We start from the raw sequence: 20,666 nt of genomic DNA, 5'->3' as shown, positions 1-20,666 counted from the left end.
AAGAACTAACACTCTTTAGCTACCATGCGCATGGAAGCACTATAACTAAAGATGGTTCTGGCCTGCCGTTTTGCTGTTGGCCTGATGGCTCGCCCAATAATGTTGTAAATCTCTACATGCTCGCACTATGTGACCGCCCTGGCCGAGGTGGAAAAGGTCTATCAAGGCACGGAGGTAAAGGCGGAAGCATTGGGGAATATGCATCCAAAATAAGCTCACTAGTTCGCTACTGCTTCAGATACCGAACTGACTTTATAGGACTGTCTGACCAACAGTTCACAGACTTCATTGACGAATTAAGAAAAGAGCGATCTGTCAACGACCCCACTGTAAATAGGCGCACCGAACCTACACTTCTAGCAACCGGTAGAATCTGTCTAGATTTTTTGCAATTCGTAGGACGTCTTTATGGCGACGATGCATTCGTATCGGAGAATGGGACCATCCGCGCCGTAATGAAAAAATTTACTATCACAACGCGCTCAGGAAGAGTGATAAAGCGGAGTTATCTGCATCACCACTCTCTTCATGTATCTGGAACGCGCTACCACACACGCGACCCTATCCCAAGCGAACATATAAAGCTTTTGCGAGATTCAGCAAACAAAATCCACCCATCGAGACACCTTCAACTTCGACGGAATTTGGTAATTTCCTTGCTTGAACATACGGGCGCTCGACGCAGCGAGATAATTGAAATTACCGTTTCGGACATTCGTAATGCAATGAACATGACGCTCCCATTGCTACGCCTGCGAACCTTGAAACGTGGAACCTATTCCGAGCGTTTTATCCCGATTTCAAGAGTGGTACTAAGCGAAGCGCAGAAATATATTCAGTTTGCCCGCAGAATATCTATTCGCAATTTCAAGGGCACGGAGCACGACAGACTCTTTGTTCAAGAAAAGACCGGAAAGCCGCTCAGCGCCTGCAGCATTACGAATGAAATGATTCAACTTAGACGTCACGCCGGCATAGAAGAAAAAGTTTGTGCCCACATGTTCCGCCATGCTTTCATTACCAATCTTTTCGTACTTCTAATCCAAAGACACAAATTTAAGCAAAAGGATGACTTCAGAAACGCCCTGCTTAATAGCAAAAAGTTTCTTTACGACGTCATGCTGTGGACTGGCCACAAAGACCCCCTCTCGGTAGAACGGTATATTCATCTTGCATTCGCAAAACTTGATGGATACGAAGACACCGTTTCATCTGCCCATATAATCAGGACTAACCGTATATATGATCAAGCCGAGGAACTGCTTCTGAACGCATTAAAGAATGGCATGCCAGTTGGCGAGTACGTGCATGAACTGGAGAAGCTAAAACTACTTCGGCAAGATGATCTCAAGAAAGAAACAAAGGAAGTGGACGAGGAGGAGAATGCAGAGTCAGACAAAAGCTGGGAGCATTGGCATAACCACCTTTAAATATTGAGATACAACTCGCTTCACTGCCGAAGCGGCCATAATTCGCGAGTCTAATGACCCAATGGCAGACGGACGCGCAGAAAGCGCAAACGCCTCCAACGACGTCCCTCACCAAGGAAAGGCCGTCATTTCCTTGGCTTCGCGCGAGCAGTAGGTTCAGCCTGCATTGGATCATCAGGCCACCAATGCTTAGGGTACCTACCCTTTAGATCCTTCTTCACATCGATGTAGGTGCTCGCCCAGAAGCTAGCTAGATCCTGGGTTACCTGCACTGGCCGCCGTGCTGGCGATAGCAGATGCAGAAGCACTCCCTGACGTCCACCTGCGATACGCGGTGTCTCCGCCAATCCAAACAGCTCCTGCAGGCGCACAGCGAGCACAGGCGGATGCTCCGAGTAGTCCAACCCAATGCGCGAACCGGACGGCACTTCCAGACTGCGCGGAGCCAGTTCATCGAGACGTTTCGGTAACGGCCAGGGCAACAGCCCCAACAGAATGCTCTGCAGATCGAGATTGGCGAAATGGCTAAGGCGATTCACCTTCCCTAGGTAGGGAGCAAGCCACTCTTCAAGCGAAGCGAGTAGCACTGCATCAGCCAGATCCGGCCACTCACTCTCGCCATTCTGCTCCAAATCCAGCCTACGTAGCAGCGCAACTCGCGCCTGCCATTGGCGAATCTCAGGCGTCCAAGGAAGCAGCTCTATGCCCTTGCGTCGCACAAGCCCGGTCAGAGCTTTTGCGCGAGCCTCTTCGTCAAGGCCGGGCAATGCCGTACGGCTGAGGACGAGCTCCCCCACGCGCCTTTGCCTTTCGGCCTTCAGCGCACCTTCGCGCTCGTCCCACTCGAGCTCGTCTCGTTGGCTTACCTGCTCAGACAGGACAGTGTCGAAGAGAGAAGGATCGAGCGCTGCAGCCAAGTAGACACGCTCTTCACGCTGTCCTTGTCGGCTACCTAGGTCAGCAATCACGAGCCAAGGTTCTTTCATCAGCGCATCTGATTCGCCGAACTGCGCAGCGCGGCCATTTGCAAGCCTGTAGTTACCTCCGCCGTCACGACGCTGGAGTGCAACGCGATCTGGGTATGCGAATGCCAGCAGAGCACCTAGCCAACGAGGATGCTCAGGATCGGCTACTTGTTCTGATGCTGGGTCTCGCAGATAGCCTCGGAACTGCCTTGCTAGCTGACGAGCGCGCTGTACACCTCCTCGACTAGCTCGCGAGCCATGCTCATTGCTCATCGCAGTAATGCGATCATGAATATCAGCGCCAGCACCCCGAATGATGTCCTTCTCGCCAAGTAGTGCAGCGATATCGCATGCCAGGTTTCCAAGCCCGAGAGCCTGGCCACGCAAGAGCAGATGAGCAATTCGCGGGTGGGTCGGCAGCTTAGCCATCGCCTGTCCGTGAGTGGTGATGGATCCACGCTCATCCAGAGCGCCAAGACGAAGAAGAAGGTCTTGGGCCTGAGCGAATGCCGCAGCAGGCGGAACATCCAACCACGCGAGATCGGCTGGTTCGACACCCCATCTAGCAAGCTGCAGTGCGAGGCCAGAGAGATCAGCCTGCAGGATCTCTGCAGTATCGAAGGCCGCGAGTTGCTCATGCTGCGTTTCCGACCACAGCCGATAGCAAATACCAGGCTCCAGGCGCCCTGCCCGACCGGCACGCTGGGTAGCAGCTGCTCGTGATACTCGTTGCGTATCGAGTCGAGTCATACCGCTGACCGGGTCGAAACGAGGCACGCGGACCAGGCCGGCATCGACCACCACGCGCACACCTTCGATAGTCAGGCTTGTCTCGGCGATATTGGTCGCCAGTACCACTTTCCGTTTGCCGGAAGGCGCAGGCTCTATAGCCGCTCGCTGTGCAGAAAGGTCGAGCTCTCCATGCAACGGACAGAGCAGGATATCGCTGCGCCCATCAAGCTGCTCTTTGAGCTGATCGTGGACGCGACGAATCTCGGCCTGGCCAGGAAGGAAGACCAGGATGCTTCCAGGCTGTTCGTTGAGTGCGGCCAAGCAAATATTCGTGACTCGCGCATCGATGCGCTCGCCAGGCTGATATGGACTTCCCCAAACCGTCGAGACTGGATACATCCGTCCCTCACTGGCGACCACCGGCCCATCATTAAGCAACTTTGAAAGGCGAGTTCCTTCCAGCGTTGCAGACATCAGGAGCAGTTTTAAAGGGGGTTCATCACGGAGCAGTTCACGGCCATTCAGGCACAGAGCTAGCGCAAGGTCGGAGTCAAGATTTCGCAGGTGGTATTCATCGAAGATGACCACTCCCACGCCATCCAGCGCAGGATCGTCCTGAAGACGGCGAGCCAAGATACCTTCAGTGACCACTTCAATCTGGGTGTGCGGGCCGACTTTGCTTTCAAGGCGAATGCGGTAGCCGACAGTCGCCCCAACCTTTTCGCCCAGTTCACTCGCTAAGCGCTCAGCTGCCGCCCGAGCAGCCAATCGGCGAGGCTCAAGCATCAGGATTTTTTGGTCGCCAAGCCAAGGTTCATTTAGCAACGCCAAAGGCACCCGAGTGGTCTTGCCCGCACCAGGTGGAGCTTCAAGGATCACTTCGTTGCGCTTGGCCAATGCCTCTCGTAGGTCTGGCAAAACGAGGTCAATTGGTAGAGAAATCATCGAGACTCCCAAATCAGGGATGCAGTATACGCTGGGTGCTAAGAGATGATTTTGACTTGAGGTCTGCAGCCAGGATGAATCGCCCCGGGTTTCGTGGAGGCCCCAACTCTTGAGAAGATGAGGCCATGAGAAAGACTACGACCTACTCCCCCGAAGTCCGTGAACGTGCTGTGCGCATGGTTCTGGAACACCTGAACGACTACCCCTCCGAGTGGGCGGCCATTGAGGCCATTGCGCCGAAAATCGGCTGCGCAGCGCAAACCCTGCATGGCTGGATTCGCCGCCAGCAGACCGATGCCGGTCAGCGCCCTGGTCAGACCAGCGAAGAGCGCGAGCGCATAAAGGCCCTGGAGCGCGAGAACCGCGAGCTGCGCAAAGCCAACGAGATTCTGCGCCTGGCCAGTGCGTATTTTGCCCAGGCGGAGCTCGACCGCCGCACCAAATCCTGAGGGCATTTGTCGATCAGCATCGTGACCGTCTCGGGGTCGAGTCGATCTGCCGTGTCTTGCAGATCGCCCCGTCCGGTTACCGCAGGCACGCGGCTCAGCAGCGCAACCCGGCATTACGTTGCTGCCGTGCTCGACGCGATGACGCATTGATCCTGGAAATCCAGCGTGTATGGGACACCAACATGCAGTGTTATGGCGCGATGAAGGTCTGGAAGCAGCTCCGGCGAGAAGGCACCGAGGTGGCCAGATGCACGGTGGAGCGGTTGATGCGTCGGGCTGGATTACAGGGCATCAGGCGCGGCCAGGTCATGCGAACAACGGTGGCCGGCGACAAGTCGCTCTGTCCGCTGGATCGTGTGCAGCGCCAGTTCCATGCCGACCGTCCAAATCAGCTGTGGGTGTCGGACTTCACGTACGTGTCGACCTGGCAGGGCTGGCTGTATGTGGCCTTCGTGATTGACGTGTTTGCGCGGCGGATCGTTGGCTGGCGAGTCAGTACCAGCATGAAGACCGACTTCGTGCTGGATGCTCTGGAGCAAGCCCTGTATGCCCGCCAGCCGCATTGCACGGGTGGTCTGATCCATCACAGCGACCGTGGCAGCCAGTATGTCTCGATCCGCTACACCGAGCGGCTGGCAGAGGCCGGTATTGAACCCTCGGTTGGCAGCAAGGGCGACAGCTACGACAACGCCTTGGCTGAGACTATCAACGGGCTGTACAAGGCCGAGCTGATTTACCGCCAGTCGTGGAAGAGCCGCGAGGCTGTTGAGATGGCGACCTTGAAATGGGTGCACTGGTACAACCACCAGCGCCTGTTGAGCTCAATCGGCTATATCCCGCCTGCGGAGGCTGAGGCAAACTTCCACCAGCAACAAGCAGGTCAGGCCATGGCGGCCTGACTTAAACGAAACGGCCTCCACAAAAGCCGGGGCGATTCAGGAGCAGTGTGAATCGCCCCTCATTAAGTAGTCACTCGATAGCCTCTTGGGCTGGATATGACCGGCAGCTCTCGGCCAAAAGCAGTCTTTGATTGGTGACCAAGCGGCCCTCGTGCGGGGGCAGTTATTAGGCCCAAAGGTCTCTAGGAAAGCCGGGGCTATTGATAGGGCCGGTTCACCTCTAGCATTGTGGTCAGGTGGTACTGATGAAGTCAGGTGGTGAGTCCACTCATGATCAACAGCGATGCACTCGGCCCTGCGAAAATTACATCGAGATTAGTGCCGGCTCAGTTAGCCGCGTGCTCAGAAAGCCCAGCTGGATCAATTACTCGAATATGCCGAAAACCGATCTTAATCAGTCCCGCCTTTTCCAGTTGTTTTAGCAGCCCGTTGATAGTCTGGCGGGAAGAACCAAGTATGGAGGCTAAATCCGCCTGAGAAACATTCAAAATAACTTCCTCAGAGCCTGTTGCCGGTGGTTGCAGCAACAACAGTTCTGCTAAACCTGTACGCAGCCGTTGCAGCGGCACGATCATCTGGCCATCGGCAAAGTGCCGCATAAAAGCGGCATAGCGCTTGGCAATAAAAAGTGTAATTGCCTTGCAATAGAGAGGTTCCTCTTCAAGGATTCGCTCGAATTGCTGCAGAGGCAGCATTAGTAATTGCACATTGGTATCGGCGATCACAGCCACATCGGCCTTTTCGCCTGTAATCAGGGCGAGGAAGTTGAACCAAAATCCTCTCTCGCCAATCATATAAAGCTTCTCCTCACCCTCGAATAGCAGCCGCGAAACCCGCACGCGCCCCTCAAGCACTACTGAGGCTGCAGTCGGTCGGCTGCCTTGGGCAGTGATCACCTGCCCTTTGCGATAGTGGCGCAATACGGAAGACTGGATGATTTTGTCTTGCACTTCCCCCGGCAAGCTTGCGAACCAGTCATCTGCCTCGCGCAGGCGGTAGATTGTCTGATGGGCTGCGTCATCTATGTTTTGCATTTGGAAACCTTGGAAACATCGATGTTGGGTCTTAACCACATTCGACAGTTTCCCAAGATATGGGATGCAGGGGAAGCCGAATTAACGGCTCGCAGCTAACAGCGGCACCACCCTATCCCGGTGCAGCAGCAGCAGGGCTAAAGACAGCAAGTAGTGCAGCCATTGGATGCCAGATAGCGGTCCGAGCATCTCTTCACCGGTTGCACCGGCCGCTAGACTAACGATGAACACTAGCGCCGCCCCGAGTGGCATTACCCGCCGCGTCACTAAGGCTGTGGCACAGATTAACAAGACAGAGCCAAGAGGCACCAGCATGCGCCAGGTGTCAAATCCCGACACGCTAATCACCACCCCGAAGCTCCCAACCAAGAGCGCGAAGCGCCCTGCGGCCGTGATGCGCTGAGCAACAGAGTCATCTGGCCAGCGCAGTGCAATGACCAGCAGCGGGAAACCTGCGCTGGCGGCAACCAGGCCGGTAAAGCGATGTGGGCCGGCGAACAACTCACCATACTGGTAATGCAGTGTACCAATCGCTGCCGCCAGGCCGATCAGGCCGCAACCAATGGCTAGAGCAGGGCGCTGGCGCAGCTGGACAAAGGCAATGGAAAAGGCAACCACAGCCAAGATCAAGTCGGAAATGGCATCGGCATTCATTGGGAAGTCCACAAAGCAGCAGGTTTGAAGGAAGTGCGGCTGAGCCATGCAGCGCTGCCTAGCATTACAACCAATAACATCAGCTTGAGTGCGATGGGCATACTAAAACCGAACCAGTCAGGTAGAGCAGCAAAGGCAATGCCCAGTCCTATGACACGGCACTGCTCAAAACGCCGTGCATTGGCACGTCCTTCCAATAGTGACGTGAGAGAGATTGCCGAAATGGCAAAGCCAGCGGCGTAGAGTGCCAGTAAGGTCTTCGGCAAGGTGTTGAGTAGCGTCAGAAAATGCATGAGGAACAACATTGCAAGCACCTGATGCACTACCGCATAGCGTTTGACCGCATCGGGTGTACACGGATCGTAATACTTAAACTGCGACGGCTCGTAAGGCTCGCTCGCCTCATCGTGCCAGCCACCAGGTGGTGCCAGCCAGACGCCAAGTTTAGCCCGCCAGCCCGGGGTGGCTTTGGATTTCTGCCAGAGCTCAATGTAGTAATGCATGTTGCCCCAGAATGGGTTAAGGCTCTGCAACGGTGTGCGCACGCCGTAGATGACCTTCTCGTCCTTGCGCTCCTCGGCGAAGGTACCGAATAGGCGATCCCAGAGAATCAGAATGCCCCCGTAGTTTGTGTCCATGCAGTAGTCATTTTGCCCATGATGGACGCGATGGTTTGAGGGTGTGACGAAGATGCGATCAAGCCAGCCCAAACGACCAATTACCTCGGTATGCACCCAGTACTGGTAAAGCAAGTCGATCAGCAACACCCCGGCAAACACGCTGGGCGGCACACCGGCCACTGCCATCGGTAGATAGAATATCCAGCCCAGAAGTGCGCTCGTCGAGGACTGGCGTAAGGCTGTTGCCAGGTTGAAGTACTCGGAAGAGTGATGCGATACGTGCCCGGCCCACAGCAAGCCAATTTCATGGTTCATACGGTGATGCCAGTAGTAGAAAAAGTCGTAGGCCACAAGGGCTCCGACCCATACCCACAGGCTATCGCTAGGCAAGGTCGTGGCGCGGTAGGCTTCGAATACCAGAGTGTAAACGCCCAGTTTCGCAAACTTGGTGAACGCCCCAACCACCTGGCTCAATAGACCATATTGGTAGCTGCTGATGGCATCAGGTATGGAATACGCCGCTAGCCCGCGGCGGTGCGCCAGCCATGCTTCCAGCAAGGTGGTGGTTAAAAAAATCGGTATGGCAAACACGATCAGATTCATTGCGCGCGATCCTTTTCTCTCGACTCAAGAAAGTTGAGCGGCTGATGGCTTTCAGCGACTCAGCGACCAGGCAAGTTAGCACTCTTGACTGTGCCCACTTGTCGGCTCGGCGACAGGTTCTGCACGGCAATAGTGGCAACCTAGCTGACCACTCGTGCCGGGGCTCAGTGCTCAGTGCAGCCCTGGTGTAGTCCACTTCAAGGAGAATAAGCGTGAGTAAAGTAGTCGCAATTAGCGGTGGATTCGGTTGTCTAGGTATAGCGGTAGGCGAGGCGTTCGCGGCCAATGGTTGGCGGGTGGCCCTGATTGATCAGGCCAGCGTGCCGCGACCCCTGGCCGACACGGCGCGCTCTGAAAAACTGCTTATCGGCGCGGTCGATCTAACCGATCTGCACATGGCAAATTGTGCAATGCAGCAGGTGCAGCAGCATTTTCAAGGATTAGATGCGCTCATCAACGTGGCGGGTGGTTTTCGCTGGGAGACCATCGAGGGCGGCGATCTTGCGACCTGGGATTTGATGTATCAAATGAACGTGCGCACTGCCGCAACGGCTAGCATGGCCGCGCTGACACACCTGAAGAAAGCCGAAGCCGGGCGCATTATCAACATTGCAGCCGGAGCGGCCAGTAAGGCCAGCCTAGGCATGGGGGCCTATGCTGCAGCAAAGTCCGGGGTGATGCGCCTTACGGAGGCGTTGGCCGAAGAGTTGAAAGATCAGCGCATCACGGTCAATGCGATCATGCCATCGATCATCGATACCCCGCAGAACCGCCTCGATATGCCTGATGCGGATGCCACCCGCTGGGTTACGCCAGAGCAGGTCGCTAATGTGATCGTATTTTTAGCCTCTCAGGAGGCTAGTGCAATCACAGGTGCAGCTATCGCTGTAAATGGGCGGTGCTAATTTATTAGGCCGGCTGTCGACATAGCAGAGTGGCTGCCTAGAGCCGTTCTTCTCACCCAGGGTTCGCCCGATCCTAATGATCCTAATGATCCTAATGATCCTAATGATCCTAATGCGGCATGCGTGGCCTATGCGTGGGGAACTGACTGGTGTTGCCGGCGGAGAGCTAGCAGCCCTCGGTAGCAGGTCCCAAGTCCTTAGGGTCGACCACCACATACTTTGCCAAGGCGTGTGTCCGCAGCAGTTGTAAGCGACAACATTAGAAAAATACGCGCTAGAAAACCGCCCTATCCCTTGTGGTGCCCACACTATTTCGCTGCCTGGATACGGTATCCAAAATAAGGTTTGAATCCACCGATAAGGAGATGACCTTGAAGCCCTCATATTGGCTAACGTCACAAGTTTTAGCGATGACCACTCTAATCCTGGCGGCCTCGCCTTCTCAGGCTAACTGGGATCAGGCGAATGCCTTCGAGGAAGGCCAGCAGCGTGTTGCCATCGGTAAGGATCCAATGCCAGGCCCTCGTTCGTGTTTTTGGCGCTACGGCCCGGTCAGTGGTGACCCCTACATCAACATCGCCTTCCCTGACGCCGGAACATTCTATTGGGGAGCAGCTTTCTCGGTGCCGAAGGGCGCGAAGCTGCATTTAGAGGGCAGTTTTCCGCATGCTCGCTATATGTCCCTAATCAGCTATGACCGTTTGGGTGCTCCTCTCGACTCAGTGGCCGACTACCTGATCGCGCCGAAGCCAGGTGCTAGCAACCCATATCTCTTCGGTGCAGACCGCAACAGTAAACAGCGCGGCTATAAAATCGAAGTGGTTAGCGAGCCGTTGAGCACTCCTATTCCATGGGGCGTTTACCAAGAAGCCAAGACCCGCGACAAGATCCATGCGCCTGGTCAAGCCGAAAACGGCCAGCAGCAACTGATTTATCGGATCTACGCAGGGGACAAAAATACCGACGAAACAGCAGGTTCCGGTCTGCCAACTCCGGTACTCACTCTCGCTGATGGCAAGGAGCTGCGCGGACAGGATGTTTGTGCCAGCTTGAGTAGCTTCCAGCCATTGTCGTTTGATCAGGCAGCCCTGGCGACCCCGCGTGAGTACCTCAATAAACTGACGGAGGTGGCCAAGGCGCGTGGCGGTCCGGCCATGCCGGCCAGTAACCCGCCGACCTGGAGCAAGAGTTCGGAAAGCATGTCGCGTTATGCCATTTACACCGGCGACAACACAGTGGCGAGTGGTACCAATAAGAAAGACGGGACCTTCTTTGCCAACCTCGACAACCAGTATGTGCGCACCTTTATCAACCGTAAGCACGGCGAGGTTTTCGTAATCCGCGCCAAAGCACCAACTACGCCAAAGGTAAGCGTCCGCCGAACTCACCTTGCGTGATTCAGGCAGGCGCCCACTGATGCGGCAGCAGTTGGCCGACCTCACTCGCCCGCTGCGTCGGCAGGCGTGTCAGCACGTCCTTGAGATAGGCATACGGATCATGCCCGTTCATGCGGGCCGACTGGATAAGGCTCATGATCGCCGCCGCGCGTTTGCCGCTGCGTAGCGACCCGGCAAACAACCAGTTCGAGCGCCCCAGTGCCCAGGGCCGGATCTGGTTTTCGACCTGGTTGTTGTCTATGGGCACAGTTCCATCTTCCAGGTAGCGCGTCAGCGCTACCCAGCGTTTAAGGCTGTAATCCAAGGCTTTCGCCGTGGCCGATCCGTTGGGCACAAGATCACGCTGGGCCAGCATCCAGTCATGCAGTGTATCGAGGATCGGTGAGGCCTTTTCCTGTCGTATTCGCCAGCGTTCTTCATCGCTCATGTCCCGTGCTTGCCGTTCGATTTCGTACAGGCTGCCCATCGCGTGCAGTGCTTGTTCGGCCAACTGGCTTTTGTTTGCAGCGTGCAGATCGAAGAACTTGCGGCGGGCGTGGGCCATGCAGCCGATTTCGGTAATGCCTTGCTCGAAGCTGGCCTTGTAGCCAGCGAAGTCGTCGCAGACCAGCTTGCCATTCCACTGACCAAGAAAATTGCGCGCATGCTCGCCGGCACGGCTGGGACTGAAGTCATACACCACGGCCTTCAGATCGGCGAAGGGTGTGGTGCTGTAGGCCCAGACGTAAGCCCGATGGGTTTTCTTCTCGCCTGGGGTGAGCATTTGCACCGGGGTTTCGTCAGCGTGGATCACACGTTGGCCCAGCACGGCTTCGCGCAGGGCATCGACTAGCGGCTGGAGCTGCACGCCGGTTTGTCCGACCCACTGCGCCAGTGTCGAGCGAGCGATGGCCAGGCCGGCACGGCCAAAGATTTTCTCTTGCCGATATAGCGGCAAGTGGTCGGCGAATTTGGCCACCATCACGTGAGCCAGAAGGCCGGCGGTTGGGATGCCCTTGTCGATCACCTGGGCCGGCACGGGGGCCTGGATCAGTGTTTCGCACTGGCGACAGACCCATTTCCCACGCACGTGCTGTTCGACGGTAAACACGCCCGGCGTGTAATCCAGCTTTTCGCTGATGTCTTCACCGATGCGTTGCAGCTGGCAGCCGCAGGCGCATTGGGTGTTCTCCGGTTCGTGGCGGATCACAGTGCGCGGAAATTGTGCCGGCAGCGGTGTGCGCTTGGGCTGTTGGCGGGGTTCGGCTGGAGCAACCGGGGGATTGACGGCTTTCAGCTCCGCCTCGATGGCGGCGATGTCAGTGTCGAGCAGGTCGTCCAGCAAGCTACCCTGGTCAGGGCTCAGTTGCTCGCTACGCTTGGCAAACTTGTGCCGTTTGTACCAAGCGATTTCGTGTGTGAGCTGCTCAATGATGGTCTGATCACGGTGGATTTTCTTGCCCATCACGTCGACCTGCGTGAGCAACTGCGCGGCCAGTGCGCGCAGCTGGTCAGGTGTCAGTTGGTCGAGATTGGGCGAGGAGTTCATGCTGCTGATTGTGCCAGAGCAGACGCTCTGCGCAGATACACCGATGGGCTAATGGCCGGTGCTACAGCACTGTGATTGCGCCGCCCGCACCGACCCGCTGCCAGGGCAGCCCCAGTACCAACGCCTGAAGTTGCTCGGTGTCGAGTTCAACTTCCGAGCCGTGGCGGATGCCTGGCCAGTGAAACTTGCCCTGGTTCAATCGCCGCGCGGCCAGCCAGATACCCACGCCGTCATGCACCAGGACTTTCATGCGGTTGGCGCGGCGATTTGCGAACAGATAGGCGCAGTGCGGCTTCGCCGCACCGAACACCGCCACCACGCGGGCCAACGCGGTTTCAGTGCCCGCGCGCATATCCATGGGTTCGGTGGCGAGCCAGATACTATCGATACGGATCACTGGGCGAGCCCCCGGACAAAGCGGGCGCATCCTTCAGGATCGGAAGCTGGCCATTTCACTGTGATCGATTGCTCGCCCAGCGGTAGCTCGATAATCACAGCTGGTTCAACTGGTCGTTTTGGCGTAACTCTCGCAGGAACGAACGCCGGCAACGCCGCTGGCAGTTGATCTCGATAAAGCGGTAGCCACTTGCGAATGACGTTGGCATTGATGCCGTGGCGGATGGCAACGCTGGAAACGGTCGCACCGGGTTGCAGGCACTCCTGAACAACCTGGGCCTTGAACGGTTTGGGGTAAGAGCTTCGTTGGCGCATGGAAATCCCGGCGATAAGGGCTATCGCGTCCGCTTAAAAATACGCGGACACCATCGCCCTTAATGCTGGAGTTCGGAAGGTGAGTTGGCCGGACGCTTACCGCCAAAGACCTATAACGGCAACACCAAGTTTGAAGATGGTGATCTGCGCTACTGGTCGTGGTGCTCTCAGCAGGGCTACGCATCTGGTCGGGTCAATAAGTGTCTGTTCGATGAGCAGATTCCGGTGGACGCTAACGGCTACTACACCTTGGTACTTAGTCGCGAAAGTGACCGCCCACGCAATGCAATCAACGAGTGTGGTGTGTCCTGGTTGCCAATCGCGGATGTGGGCGACGGTACCGGTGATCCGGATCTGAGTTTCCTGGTTCTGCGCAACATGCTGGGCCGTGGTGAGTTCAAACACGCAGTGCAGAATATTAAGTCGCAAGAAACTATCCAGCAGGATATGGGCGACTACTTCCCGCGTGCTCGCTACACCACAGTTTCTTCGTTCGAGACGGCAGTTCCTTGCCAAGTAGAGAAACGTTAAGTGGCTTAAAACAATATAGCTTCTTGGTCGTCGGCGGGGTTCCTGATGTTTCCAGAGCCCTGTCGCGATTAGGCTGGCTGGCGATTAATTTAATTTTTTCGTGGATAATTAAAGCTTTCAAGTTGCTTGTTTTTTATTGCTGTTTTTTACGCGTAAAGATTTTTAATTTGAAATGAAAAAGCTGTTGGTAGTTGTCGATTACTTAATTCGTCACATAGCTCTAATGGTGTCTGGATTTTCGGTGAGACCTTGTGGGGTTAGTGATGGCTATTTCAGGTAAGTGTTCAAATGACGCATTTGGCGCTCGCTGGTAATAATGCTATTGGCAGCCGCTAGAGATATGTTTGATTCGTGTTTTTATAAGCAGCAAATTAATCTGGTGCGATATCCATAATCGCCGATTAAATAGAAGTAAATATAATAAAAATAGGAGGCTGTTTCGTGAGATTTGAAAGAAGTGAGTCCGGCCTGATTAATCCGTTGTTGTTGAAGATGACAGCTTGCATAACCCCGCTAGCGCTCATGATTTCACTGCAGGCTCAGGCGGGTGAGTTTGCATTAGGTGAAATCACGGGGCGCGCCAACGGTAGCATCAGTGTGGGTGGAATCTGGAATGCTGAGAAACCCGATTCAAACCTGATTTTTCAGGGTAATGCTGATCATATCGGCTACGGCTCGGCTGGTGAGTTCAACCCTTCAGGTGCGCGTAACGGTGATGACGGCCGCCTGAATTTTCGTAAGCGCAATTTGGTGTCTTCACCGATCACCCTATTGGCGGAAACCGAGTTGAACTGGCGTAATTATGGGGTCTTTCTGCGCGGTAAGGCCTGGTACGACTACACCTTGAACAACCGTGAGGTCGACCATGGCCATTCAGCCAATGGTTACCAGGTGGGTGCCAAGCTCAACGATAGCGGCTTCGACGATCTGGCCAAGTTCCAAGGCGTTGCCTTGCTGGATGCCTATGTATTTGGTGACTTCGAAGTCGGCGAGCGACCGTTGCACTTACGCGGCGGTAATCAGGTAATTAACTGGGGCGAGGGGTTGTTCTTCCAGAATGGCCTCAACTCGATCAACCCAGTGGATCTTGCCGCGTTACGCCGCCCGGGCTCTCAGTTGAAGGAAGCTCTACTCCCGGTGCCACTGCTCTTCGCCAACTTCGGTATCACCGACAGCCTCAACCTTGAGGTGTTTTACCAGTTGCAATGGCGTGAGACCGTTCTGGAAGGTTGCGGTACCTACTTTGCTAGCAACGACTTGATCCAGGATGGATGTTTCGGCTTGGCCAGGGGCGGTATTGCTGCCAACCCTAATGATGAGGCTGGTTATGCCAAGGGCCTCTATGTGCATCGGCTGGAGGACGACGAGCCATCTGACAGCGGTCAGTTTGGTATGGCCATGCGCTATTTCGCCGACAGCATAAGCACCGAGTTCGGCGCCTATGCCATGAATATCCATTCGCGCACCCCGCAGAACCGCGCGCGCACCGACTTGCGCCCTGCGGTTGGAGCGGGCTGGATCGCAGGTCAGGAGGCCACCAACGCCAAGTATTTCATGGCCTTCCCCGAGGACGTCCGCATCTTCGGTCTTAGTTTTTCCACCAGCCTCCTGGGTGCCTCAGTGTTCGGCGAGTACAGCTACCGTCCGAATCAGCCCGTGGGGCTTTCCCTCGGCGACACCATCCCGAGCACCTTCGGCAATCCCAATCTACTCATTCCCGGTGCACCGCTGGCAGGGGAGATGAAGGCTGCCGCCCCCGGCTCGCTGATCAATGGTTATGACCGCCTGGAGGTGTCGCAGCTGTCACTTGGGTTTATTAAGAGCTTCCCCCGAGTGTTGGGCGCGGATGGTCTTGATGTAACCGGTGAGGTCGCGATGAAGTACATGCATGACTTGCCGGCGCTGAGTGAGCGTCGTTACGGGAAAACCGAGGCATACGGCAGCAACATGGCTGATGGCCAGGGGATTGGTTCGCCAGGCTGCAACGCTGGGGTGCCAGAGCAAAGTTACAAAAAAATCGGTTGTAGCCGTGACGGCTTTGTCACGGACCTTTCCTGGGGCTATCGCCTGCGTGCCCAGTTGAATTATTCGGGTTTGCTGGCCGGGGTCAACGTATCGCCATTTATGACCTTCGGTCAGGACGTAAAGGGCTGGTCCCACGACGGTAACTTCGTCGAAGACCGACTGCTGGGTTCGCTGGGGGTAAGGGCTAGCTACAAGCAAAACTATTCGGCCGAACTGTCCTGGTCTGGTACCGGTAATACGCCGCTCGTAGTGACCGACCGTGATTTCGTCGCGTTCAACCTGCGCATGGGCTTCTGATCTCGAGGTAATCCAATGAACAAGAATCTTCTCTCCGCTGCCATTCTCGGCACCCTTCTCAGCCTAACCAGTGCAACGGCCCTGGCCAAGCTGGATGCCAGTGAAATTGCCCGCTTGGGCCAAGACCTGACGCCCACCGGCGCCGAGCAAGCGGGCAATGCCGACGGCAGCATTCCTGCCTGGAGCGGTGGCCTTACCCAGCCGCCGGCCGGTTACAGTGCGGCCAAGGGTTATATCGATCCCTTCGCGAATGAACAACCGTTGTACACCGTTACAGCGGCCAACATGGCGCAATATGCCGACCGGTTGATGCCAGGGTACAAGGCGCTGCTGGCGAAGTTTCCCAGCTACAAGCTGAACGTCTATCCGAGTCATCGCACTGCTGCGCTGCCCCAGCACGAGTACGAGCTGATCCGCGAAGAGGCCGCTAAGCTCGAGCTTAACGGCGATAGCATGGTCAACTATCAGAAAACCTCGGTGCCTTTTCCTATTCCCAAGTCGGGTCTGGAGGCCATGTGGAACCACCTGACGCGCTATCGTACCGGTGGCTTTCTCGATTACCCGACTGAAATGGTGGTGCAGGCCAACGGCTCATTTACTCCGGTGCGCCGAATGCGAAAATTTGCCATGGCCTCAAGCATGACCAACCCGGAGCCGAACCGGCTGTACTATTTCTGGAATAGCGTTACCTCCCCAGAAAGTATCGCCGGCAGCCAGACTCTGGTGCATGAGCCACTCGACCAAACCAAGGAGTCCCGGCTGGCCTGGCAGTACAACCCAGGGCAGCGGCGCGTGCTGCGCGCGCCCGAGTTCTCTTATGACACGCCGCCAGGTGCCTCCGATGGCTTGCGTACCAACGACTCAGCTGACATGTACAACGGCGCGCCCGACAAGTACGACTGGAAGCTGGTAGGCAAAAAAGAAATGCTTGTGCCTTACAACACTTACAAGCTGGCCGATACTTCGCTGAAGTACGAGCAGATCATTCAGCCCAACCACTTCAACCAGGACCTACTGCGCTACGAGCCACATCGCGTCTGGGTGGTCGAGGCCACGCTGAAGCCGGGTGAGCGGCATATCTACGCCAAGCGGGTCTTCTATCTCGACGAGGACAGCTGGAGCATCCTGGCCTCGGACATTTATGACAGTCGTGGCGAACTTTGGCGCTTTCATGAGGCCCACGCGTTGCAGCGCTACGACATTTTGTCCAGTTTTCATATAAGTGAGGTTTCCTACGACCTGCAGGCACGCCGTTACCTAGTGGTTAACCTGCAGAACCAGGAGATCCCAATCAAGTTCAACGTTCCGGCGAACTTGAAAGATTTTAGTCCCTCGGCTCTGCGTCGCAGCGGCCGCTGATTAACTGTTTACTCCGTGGTCTTTGGGTGGAAAGCGGTTAGCGCTTTCCCCCTTTTTTACTTTCTGAGACGCTGGCCATGAAAAAATACAACCAACCAGCGCTGAGGTTGCTCTGCCTGTTGTCTGTCGGCCTGGCGGCCTTGCCGCTCAGCGCCGCGCCACTGGTCGATCGCCTTGAGCGCGCCGCCCGAATTTCCCCCTTAGCCAGCGAGTCGCCCCTCACCGATGGGCAGTTGGTCGGCGATTATCTGGTGACGGTGGGGGGCAGCGGCCACGTGCTGTTGCGCTCGCCCTCCGGCGAGATCCAGCAGGCACAAGTGCCGGTCGATGTTCTGCTGACCTCGGTGCATTTCCCCGATGCCAACAACGGCTGGGCCGTCGGCCATGACGGTGTGGTCCTGCATAGCACCGATGGCGGCAAGACCTGGAGCAAGCAACTCGACGGCAGTGCCATAAGCGCTTTGATGTTGAAGTGGGCCGAGGCCGAGATGGCGCGTTTGGAATTAGCCAGTGCGGCGGCGCCAGACGACGAGGCGCTGCATACCGAGTTGGAGAATGTCATCTTCGCCTTCGATGATGCTAAAGCCGGTATCGAGTCAGGCCCGGCACGCCCGCTGCTGGATGTGTGGTTCCGCGATGCGCAGCAAGGCTGGGCGGTTGGTGCCTATGGGATCCTTGTGCATACCCGCGATGGCGGGAAAAGCTGGGAATTTGTCTCGACCCTGGAAAACCCCGAGCGTTTGCACTTCAATGCGGTCCTCGGTCTGCGCGACGGCAGTCTAGTGGTCGCCGGCGAAGGCGGGCGTCTGTACCGCTCTAGTGATGACGGCCAGCACTGGACAGTGATCACGCCAATGAGCCCGGCCTCGCTGTACAAACTGCAGCAGCTGAGCGATGGCCGCCTACTGGCCTTGGGCTTCGGCGGTACCTTGCTGGCCAGCCAGGATCAGGGCCTGAGCTGGCAGGTCATCCCGCTGCCGGTGCGCGCGGGTCTGTACGGCGCCGCACAACTGGCGGACGGCAGCTTGCTGCTGACCGGGCAAGGTGGCGTGGTGCTGTACAGCACCGATGGCCAGCAGTTCAAAGTTTGGCAGGCGGCCGCTAAGGCGCCTTGGCTCGGCGTGGCGCAAGTGTCTGCCGAGCAACTGGCGCTGATTGGTAGCGCCGGCCTCATCACCATGCCCTTGGCAGAGCTCAAGGAGCAGCTGCAATGAATGCCAAACTGAACGACGGGTCTAGCCCGCAACTTGAGACCAGCGCTTTGCAGCGGCTGGTTGGTTTCACCGAACGTGCACTGTTTCGCAATCGCGTGGTGGTGCTTCTGTTCTTCTTGGTCCTTTCGCTGTTGCTCGGCTACCAGGCCCTGGGCTTGCGCCCAGACGCCAGCTTCAGCCGGATGATCCCGACCGGCCACCCGTTTATCCAGAACTACCTGCAGTTTGAGAGCGTGCTCCGGCCGCAGAGTAACGTGCTGCGCGTGGTGGTGGAAAACCCCAAGGGCGACATTGTCAGCAAGGAGTTCCTTGAGACTCTGCGCGAGGTCAACGATAGGATTTTCTACATCCCTGGCGTCGATCGCGGCAATTTGAAATCGCTGTGGACCCCTAACGCGCTCTGGGCTGAAGTCACCACCGAAGGCTTGCGCGCCGGCCGGGTGATTCCCGACACCTACGACGGGAGCCCAGAGGCGTTGGCACAGGTGCGGCAGAACATCCAGCGCGCCAACATGCTCGGCAGCTTCGTCGCCAACGACTTCAAGTCGGCGGTGATCCGGGTGCCACTGCTGGAGATGAACCCAGAGACCGGCGAGCCGCTGGACTACGGTGCCTTTACCCAAGCGCTGGAAAAGCAGGTGCGCGAGCATTTCGGTGTACAGGGCGTGAATATCCGCGTGATCGGCTTCGCCCAGATCATCGGTGATCTGCTGGCCGCTGCCACCGACATCGCGCTGTTCTTCGCTATCACAGTCGGCCTGATTAGCCTGATGCTCTATCTCTATTGCCGCTGCTGGCGCAGTACCGCAGTAACCGTGGTGACTTGCCTGCTCACCGTGGCTTGTCAGCTTGGCCTGTTGCACCTTTTCGGTTTCGGTCTGGACCCATACTCGATCTTGGTGCCGTTCCTGATCTTCGCCATAGGCATCAGCCACGCGGTGCAGAACATTAACCTGATGATGAGCGCGATGGGGCATGGCGCCACGCCGCTGGTTGCCGCGCAACACACCTTCCGCGCCCTATTCATTCCTGGCACCACGGCGCTGCTGGCCGATGCGGTGGGGTTTATCACCTTGTTGGTGATCGACATTGGTGTGATCCAGCAGCTGGCAATCACCGCCAGCATTGGCGTGTTCGTCGCCATTTTTACCAAGATGTTCCTGCTGCCGGTGCTGATGTCCTACGCCGGCATCAGTCCGCGCGGCTTGCGTGAGCAGGAAAAGCGAGCCAATTCGTCCTGGCCTATCTTCCGCCGCCTGTCGGCCGTGGTCGAACCGCGCGTGGCGCTGCCGCTGATCGCCCTCAGCGTGATGCTGCTCGGCGTCGGCTACTACGCCCGTCAAGATCTGAAAATTGGAGACCTGGACAAGGGCGCACCGGAGTTCCGTCCGGAAGCGCGCTACAACCAGGACAACGCTTACTTGCTCAAGCACTACAGCACCAGCACTGATGTTTATGTAGTGATGTTCAAGACACCGGCTGAACAGTGCGCACGCTTCGCCGCTGCCGACCTGGCCAACCAGTTCGAACAGAGCATGCGTGAAGTCAAAGGTGTGGAATCGGTGCAGTCGCTCTATCGCACCATGCGCTTCAACATCCTTGCGCGCAATGAGGGCAACCCGAAGTGGGCCGAACTGTCGCGCGATCAGTTCGTGATGAACAATGCCCGCTCAGGTGTCGCTGCCGAGTTCGTCGACCCCAACTGCAGCGTGGCGCCAATCAGCCTGTATCTGAGTGACCACAAGGCCGAGACGCTGACCCGGGTGGTCAGCGCGGTCGAGGCCTTCAGCAAGCAGTACGACACAGGAGACTTCGAGATCCTCCAGGCGGCAGGTAATGCCGGCATTGAGGCGGCGACTAACATCGTCATCGAGCAGTCCGAGAAGCTGATGCTGCTCCTGGTGTTTGTGATCATCTCGCTAGTGGTCTGGTGGGAGTTTAATTCGATCAAAGTGACCATCGCCTTGATGGCGCCGCTGTACCTGTCAACCGTGCTGTGCGAAGCGGTGATGGCGCAGATGGGCCTGGGAGTGAAGATCGCCACGCTACCGGTGATTGCCCTCGGCGTCGGCATCGGTGTCGACTATGGCATCTACCTGTACAGTCGCATGGAAGGCTTTCTGCACCAGGGCCTGAAATTCCGTGCGGCGTTCTTTGAAGCGTTGAAAACTACCGGCACCTCGGTGGCCTTCACTGGCATCACTCTGGCCATGGGTGTAGCCACCTGGTCGTTCTCGGCACTGAAGTTCCAGGCCGACATGGGCCTGCTGCTGGTGTTGCTCTTCATCTGGAACATGGTAGGTGCACTGGTTTTGTTGCCGGCCATCGCCTCGATGCTGATGTGCAATAAAGAAACTCGCTGAAACTG

At 56.7% G+C, this 20,666-nt stretch carries 16 protein-coding genes and 1 other annotated feature; of the genes, 9 read left to right on the top strand and 7 right to left on the bottom strand.

The features are described from left to right. Positions 1 to 656: 656 nt before the first annotated feature. The gene (locus HSX14_RS05220; RefSeq protein ID WP_230428041.1) at positions 657 to 1,430 is read left to right on the top strand and encodes a tyrosine-type recombinase/integrase; all 774 of its coding nucleotides are present in this window, start codon (positions 657 to 659) and stop codon (positions 1,428 to 1,430) included. A 125-nt stretch (positions 1,431 to 1,555) separates the two neighbouring features. Here the strand turns inward: HSX14_RS05220 and hrpB are convergent, their stop codons facing one another. Beyond that, a complete protein-coding gene (gene hrpB, locus HSX14_RS05215) occupies positions 1,556 to 4,072 on the bottom strand; it encodes an ATP-dependent helicase HrpB (RefSeq protein ID WP_173180334.1) in 2,517 nt (838 codons plus the stop codon). A 125-nt stretch (positions 4,073 to 4,197) separates the two neighbouring features. Between hrpB and HSX14_RS05210 the strand changes: the two genes are divergently transcribed. After that, positions 4,198 to 5,420 (top strand): IS3 family transposase gene (locus HSX14_RS05210; protein WP_173180457.1). Its coding sequence is split into 2 segments (ribosomal slippage): positions 4,198 to 4,483 and positions 4,483 to 5,420, totalling 1,224 coding nucleotides; the frame shifts between segments, so codons are not numbered across the junction. Beyond that, positions 4,476 to 4,592, top strand: a sequence feature (AL1L pseudoknot). (Overlaps the previous gene by 117 nt.) A gap of 326 nt (positions 5,421 to 5,746) precedes the next feature. Here HSX14_RS05210 and HSX14_RS05205 read toward each other — a convergent pair. From HSX14_RS05205 to HSX14_RS05195, 3 genes are all read right to left on the bottom strand, one after another. Beyond that, positions 5,747 to 6,454 (bottom strand): Crp/Fnr family transcriptional regulator, encoded by a 708-nt coding sequence (locus HSX14_RS05205; protein WP_003090707.1) that lies wholly within the window; start codon positions 6,452 to 6,454, stop codon positions 5,747 to 5,749. An 81-nt stretch (positions 6,455 to 6,535) separates the two neighbouring features. Further along, positions 6,536 to 7,108, bottom strand: coding sequence for a hypothetical protein (locus HSX14_RS05200; RefSeq protein ID WP_021219115.1), 573 nt, complete (start codon positions 7,106 to 7,108; stop codon positions 6,536 to 6,538). Then, entirely contained in the window at positions 7,105 to 8,331 is a 1,227-nt protein-coding gene (locus HSX14_RS05195) for a sterol desaturase family protein (protein WP_021219116.1), read from the bottom strand. The genes HSX14_RS05200 and HSX14_RS05195 overlap by 4 nt, the downstream gene beginning before the upstream one ends. Before the next feature lie 212 nt (positions 8,332 to 8,543). On the opposite strand from HSX14_RS05195, the gene HSX14_RS05190 reads away from it, so the two are divergent. Together HSX14_RS05190 and HSX14_RS05185 are read left to right on the top strand one after the other, a co-directional pair. Continuing rightward, a complete protein-coding gene (locus HSX14_RS05190; protein ID WP_021219117.1) occupies positions 8,544 to 9,236 on the top strand; it encodes an SDR family NAD(P)-dependent oxidoreductase in 693 nt (230 codons plus the stop codon). A 410-nt stretch (positions 9,237 to 9,646) separates the two neighbouring features. After that, positions 9,647 to 10,633 carry a hypothetical protein gene (locus HSX14_RS05185; protein WP_170050745.1) on the top strand — a complete coding sequence of 329 codons (987 nt, stop codon included), beginning with the start codon at positions 9,647 to 9,649 and terminating at the stop codon, positions 10,631 to 10,633. Position 10,634: 1 nt separating this feature from the next. Here the strand turns inward: HSX14_RS05185 and tnpC are convergent, their stop codons facing one another. The 3 genes from tnpC to tnpA all read right to left on the bottom strand — a co-directional run bounded on the left by tnpC (position 10,635) and on the right by tnpA (position 12,872). Continuing rightward, positions 10,635 to 12,161 (bottom strand): IS66 family transposase, encoded by a 1,527-nt coding sequence (gene tnpC, locus HSX14_RS05180; RefSeq protein ID WP_175384242.1) that lies wholly within the window; start codon positions 12,159 to 12,161, stop codon positions 10,635 to 10,637. Between the two features lie 61 nt (positions 12,162 to 12,222). Beyond that, positions 12,223 to 12,558, bottom strand: coding sequence for an IS66 family insertion sequence element accessory protein TnpB (tnpB, locus tag HSX14_RS31125; protein ID WP_003282984.1), 336 nt, complete (start codon positions 12,556 to 12,558; stop codon positions 12,223 to 12,225). Further along, on the bottom strand, positions 12,555 to 12,872 hold the full coding sequence (gene tnpA, locus HSX14_RS05170) for an IS66-like element accessory protein TnpA (RefSeq protein ID WP_003282986.1): 318 nt from the start codon (positions 12,870 to 12,872) through the stop codon (positions 12,555 to 12,557). The genes tnpB and tnpA overlap by 4 nt, the downstream gene beginning before the upstream one ends. Positions 12,873 to 12,956: 84 nt before the next feature. Here tnpA and HSX14_RS05165 point away from each other — a divergent pair, with 84 nt between their 5' ends. The 5 genes from HSX14_RS05165 (at position 12,957) to HSX14_RS05145 (ending at position 20,661) form a co-directional block, all read left to right on the top strand. Beyond that, positions 12,957 to 13,403, top strand: coding sequence for a hypothetical protein (locus HSX14_RS05165; RefSeq protein ID WP_170050724.1), 447 nt, complete (start codon positions 12,957 to 12,959; stop codon positions 13,401 to 13,403). 441 nt (positions 13,404 to 13,844) lie between these two features. Continuing rightward, complete coding sequence (locus HSX14_RS05160; protein WP_228723543.1) at positions 13,845 to 15,725, top strand: DUF1302 domain-containing protein; 1,881 nt, start codon at positions 13,845 to 13,847, stop codon at positions 15,723 to 15,725. A gap of 15 nt (positions 15,726 to 15,740) precedes the next feature. Further along, positions 15,741 to 17,084 (top strand): DUF1329 domain-containing protein, encoded by a 1,344-nt coding sequence (locus HSX14_RS05155; RefSeq protein WP_024014386.1) that lies wholly within the window; start codon positions 15,741 to 15,743, stop codon positions 17,082 to 17,084. Between the two features lie 77 nt (positions 17,085 to 17,161). Beyond that, positions 17,162 to 18,298 carry a YCF48-related protein gene (locus HSX14_RS05150; protein WP_024014387.1) on the top strand — a complete coding sequence of 379 codons (1,137 nt, stop codon included), beginning with the start codon at positions 17,162 to 17,164 and terminating at the stop codon, positions 18,296 to 18,298. Beyond that, positions 18,295 to 20,661, top strand: a complete 2,367-nt coding sequence (locus HSX14_RS05145) for an efflux RND transporter permease subunit (RefSeq protein WP_024014388.1) — start codon at positions 18,295 to 18,297, stop codon at positions 20,659 to 20,661. The genes HSX14_RS05150 and HSX14_RS05145 overlap by 4 nt, the downstream gene beginning before the upstream one ends. The last annotated feature ends 5 nt before the right edge of the window (positions 20,662 to 20,666 follow it).

The organism is Pseudomonas tohonis (assembly GCF_012767755.2).
GTDB lineage: Bacteria > Pseudomonadota > Gammaproteobacteria > Pseudomonadales > Pseudomonadaceae > Metapseudomonas > Metapseudomonas tohonis.
Note: the sequence above shows the minus strand (reverse complement) of the source record. Positions and strands in the feature narration are given on the sequence as shown.

Excerpts from the sequence above, each read along its gene's own strand:
- HSX14_RS05195 (WP_021219116.1), bottom strand. The coding sequence starts at position 8,331 with ATGAATCTGATCGTGTTTGCCATACCGATTTTTTTAACCACCACCTTG.
- HSX14_RS05150 (WP_024014387.1), top strand. The coding sequence starts at position 17,162 with ATGAAAAAATACAACCAACCAGCGCTGAGGTTGCTCTGCCTGTTGTCT.
- HSX14_RS05145 (WP_024014388.1), top strand. The coding sequence starts at position 18,295 with ATGAATGCCAAACTGAACGACGGGTCTAGCCCGCAACTTGAGACCAGC.
- HSX14_RS05155 (WP_024014386.1), top strand. The coding sequence starts at position 15,741 with ATGAACAAGAATCTTCTCTCCGCTGCCATTCTCGGCACCCTTCTCAGC.
- tnpA (WP_003282986.1), bottom strand. The coding sequence starts at position 12,872 with ATGCGCCAACGAAGCTCTTACCCCAAACCGTTCAAGGCCCAGGTTGTT.
- HSX14_RS05185 (WP_170050745.1), top strand. The coding sequence starts at position 9,647 with ATGACCACTCTAATCCTGGCGGCCTCGCCTTCTCAGGCTAACTGGGAT.
- tnpC (WP_175384242.1), bottom strand. The coding sequence starts at position 12,161 with ATGAACTCCTCGCCCAATCTCGACCAACTGACACCTGACCAGCTGCGC.
- hrpB (WP_173180334.1), bottom strand. The coding sequence starts at position 4,072 with ATGATTTCTCTACCAATTGACCTCGTTTTGCCAGACCTACGAGAGGCA.
- HSX14_RS05200 (WP_021219115.1), bottom strand. The coding sequence starts at position 7,108 with ATGAATGCCGATGCCATTTCCGACTTGATCTTGGCTGTGGTTGCCTTT.
- HSX14_RS05205 (WP_003090707.1), bottom strand. The coding sequence starts at position 6,454 with ATGCAAAACATAGATGACGCAGCCCATCAGACAATCTACCGCCTGCGC.